The 3,574-nt window shown below is 61.1% G+C and carries 3 protein-coding genes; all 3 read right to left on the reverse strand.

What is annotated here, in order from left to right; translation table 11 throughout:
- Positions 1–37: 37 nt before the first annotated feature.
- The gene (locus QZY44_RS32105; RefSeq protein WP_295457218.1) at positions 38–421 is read right to left on the reverse strand and encodes a hypothetical protein; all 384 of its coding nucleotides are present in this window, start codon (positions 419–421) and stop codon (positions 38–40) included.
- Positions 422–748: 327 nt separating this feature from the next.
- On the reverse strand, positions 749–1,612 hold the full coding sequence (locus QZY44_RS32110) for a ribonuclease H-like domain-containing protein (RefSeq protein ID WP_295457222.1): 864 nt from the start codon (positions 1,610–1,612) through the stop codon (positions 749–751).
- Positions 1,613–1,978: 366 nt separating this feature from the next.
- Positions 1,979–3,370 (reverse strand): type II toxin-antitoxin system HipA family toxin YjjJ, encoded by a 1,392-nt coding sequence (yjjJ, locus tag QZY44_RS32115; RefSeq protein WP_295457225.1) that lies wholly within the window; start codon positions 3,368–3,370, stop codon positions 1,979–1,981.
- Positions 3,371–3,574: the final 204 nt, after the last annotated feature.

Consider the following 3,574-nt stretch of genomic DNA (forward strand, 5'->3'; position numbering starts at 1 on the left):
GGCTTTTTGATGCAAGCGGCAATCAGATTGCTGCAGGTTATGATTCTTCCGGCAGGAATAATGCGTATAAGCAAGTTGTCCATGATGTGGGCGTTGACGCCTCCGGCAACACCGTTTTGGATTCGACAAATTCGATCAGCGCCCGTTTTAAGTAGAGGAAGTATCCGGGCGTGATTTCCACGCGGCCAAGACGATTGAGGCCTTGCCGCTCGTCTTCGTCCTTCAGGCGGTAAAAGATGGCCCTCGATACGCCGATGTAGTTCGCCGCATCCTTTGCGCTGAGCTGGAGTGGCGGCTCCACGCGAATCCATGGGATTTTGCCGTCGTTGATCAGAGCGAGAAGCGCAGTCCGGAAGTCAGCATCAACCGTCGCGTCCCCCTCCACCAGCATCCGGATAATCATCTTGTTGGTCTCGGTCATGGCGAAAAGTTAGCGGCTGCGATCCTGGGACGGGGAATGAAAGTTTGAGCGGATATCGATCGAGTGGTGCTTGGTGGACATGAGAAAGGTGTCTACAACTCCTCTTTCGCCTGAATGGCCGTCGATTTTAAGGAAGGGAATCGCAGGTTTCTGTCAGCAATAAGATCCCTTATAGAGGTCATGAGTATCCCTTTAAGTAATTGGAGGTGTGCAACACTTGCCCCGCTCAGTGCCGAATCATTCTGAGATGCCTTGTCGGGCCCATGCCGGGGCGGCCTGAGGAGGTCGAGTCCGACCCAATCGGGCTCGCCGTTCTGCAGAATGTAGCTACGGATGCGGCCAATCACGCCCCACGCGGACAACGGACGAGCCCGGAATGAGGATGGGGTCGGCCGACGGCAGGATTTCGAGGTCGGGGTCGAGCACGCTCCGCGTCCGGCTATCGGACGATAGCACGGTCGCGAGCTGGGTGTAGTCGTTTTCGTCTTCCTGCGAATAGATCAACTCGGGCGGCACGGGGTCATAACCACCTACCAAGATGCGCAAGAGATTGAGGGTGGTAGCGACATCCCACTCACAGTGCTGGCCAATACGCCGGATTTCTCCCGCCGCAAACGCGGTGCAGATTTTAGACCCGCTTAAGTCCGCCTTGGGTAAAGGAAGCCCCAGTAGCTCCGCCAGGACGCCCAACGGGATGCTCTTTGCCCGATCCCACTGGCTGTAAAACTCGAGGAGATCAAGGTGAGGGTCGAACGAGAACCGGCGGATGATGGCAAACCGCTGGTTCATGCACGGCACGCGGTTGAGGCGCATGCGTGTCAAGATGAACGGTACGTCGAAACTAAGGCCGTTGAAGTGCACGAACGTATTGCGGAAGTACGCAGACTGGCGATTGAACTGGTCAAGAATGCCCAGCTCGTCGCCCGTAAACGACTTCGTGATAATGAGCTCATTGCCGTGCCGATCGCTGGCAAGGCAACCAGCCGAAAGGCAAACGATCCGCCCGAAGCTCGGATGGAGCGAGGCGTACTTCTCGTATGTGATGGCCGGATCTAGGGCCTTGGCCGCTTCAATCTTCTGGACCAAATAGGCTCGGACTTCGGACGGGTAGTCTTCGAGCGGGCGAACCGGTACCGTTTCGATATCGATCGCGAGATGTCTGATCTGGTTGGTGGATTTGAATGTGCTCATACGGCCGCAAAGTTAGCGGCCGTGCTTGGAGCATGTTGAATTCTGACCCCCGTCGTACTACCGCCGTCGGCCGAGTTCGGGTGGTACTTGTCTCATAAGCCACGGACTGATTACTCTCCCTAGACATCTGATCTGAGTAATGAACCCGACGTGATTCGCGTTAGAATTCGGAGAAGCATCCATTTGATCTGAGTAATCTCGCTAGCATTTCAATCGAAAATCACGGTTCTTTTGAACAGAGGTAATAAGCAAGCTTGGCTTGGTGGGTGTTTACACGCCCCGATCCCCACAGATAGGAGCATATGAGAGCCGCCCGAACCTGCCGTTGGCCCTGTTTTGCCCGGCTGGCCCGGGCGACGGGCTTGGTCAGCCGAACTGGCGGAGCATGCGCGCGACCGTGGCCTGGTTGTCGGCGGCGACCGCCCGGAACGCGGCGGAGATGCGCGCCTCGGCGGAGATGCGCGCCTCGGCGGCGACCCGCCCCCAGAAATCCAGCGCGGCACCAGCCGCCTCACCCCACACATCGGCCACGCCTGCCAGGGGCGGCCGGGGCGCGAAGGCCCGCTCGCTCAGGTCGCCCTGGGGCCCCGGCGCATAGTGCATTGGCAGCATGTCGTAGAACGGGGCCAGCCTCCACGGCAGCGCGTCGGTGAACCAGAATCCGGCGTTGGCGCGGTGCATGTCGGTGTTGGCGATCAGGTCGCCGAAGCACCAGATCCAGCGCAGTGTGCGCGCGTCCTCCGGGGCGATCCAGTTCTCCTGCTCCAGCCCCGCAGCCGCCGCAACCCAGTCGGAGGAGCTGTGCTCAAGGAAGGCGTCCTCGAGCGCGCCCAAGCTCAGCACTCCCCGGCGGCCGGCCGCCCCCTGGCGGTCGAAGCGCTCGACCTCGAGGAAACGCCGGCCGCCGGCGTCGAGCAGCCCGGTTCTCGCGCAGGCGATCCTGCGGTCCCGGAGGGTGGCAGCCGCCAGATGCTCGCAGGCGAGGAGGTCGGCCCACCGCGCCGACACCGGCGAGGGTTCCGCGGCGGAGAACTTGACGAGGACGGGTTGGGGGACGCCGCTTACGCGGCGCACGGTGGCGAGGAACTTCGGCTGCTCGCCTCCGGCGGAAGAGCCGGCGAGTTCGCCGCGCTGGGCGGCGGCGGCCTGCTGCGGGTAGGCGCGTTCGCGATCGGCCTCCGGCACCGGGTTCCCCACAGCCCGGAGGGCCCGCTCCAGCGCATGGTCGCCCAGGACGAGGTCGCCGGGAAGATCCTGCCCGTCGGTGAGAAAATAAGACAGCATGTCGTCGTCGCTCCAGAGCCGGAGGTCCGGCGGCACGCCCAGCCGGGGCGCGATCTCCCGCGCGATTGCCCGGCCGAGATAGCCCTGCGGCCGCAGGTCCTGCAGGAAGTGTGGGAGGCCAGGAAAAATCCCGTCGACGTATTCCCGCTCCATCCACTCTGGCGCGCGTGCGGACGGCACAAAGCGAAATCCGCGGTGCAGCGCGCGCAGCGTGCCCCAAGTCTGGGGCCGCCCGGCGTCGCTGATGCGGTAGACGGGCCATTCACTTCCGAAATTGCGGACCGGGCGGCGCAGCGCGTACCGAGTGCTGCGGGCCGCTCCAAACCGTTCAATCGAGGGTCCGAGCCGCGCCACGATTCGCGCCAGGGTGGCCGGGCTGATGTCCAACTCGCCGGTGATCGCACGGCTGGCCATCGCTCCCCGGGTTTGGAGGAGCAGGGTGAGACGACTTGGATCCGGCGGTGGGCGTGGCATTGTAGTGAAAAGATATTATGTCTGACGTATTATATGTTATATATTTACTATCAAGTGAATAAAATTGTAGCGATATTATTAGTGAAATGATACCTGATGAGATATTGTCTCTGGTTGCTTACCCTTAAGGTATCTACCGTGACAACAACAGCATCCGTTGCTGATACTGTAAGCCCTCCATAACCTGAAGGTCGTGGGTTCAAA

This window comes from uncultured Thiodictyon sp., from assembly GCA_903837595.1.
In the GTDB taxonomy this organism is placed as follows: domain Bacteria; phylum Pseudomonadota; class Gammaproteobacteria; order Chromatiales; family Chromatiaceae; genus Thiodictyon.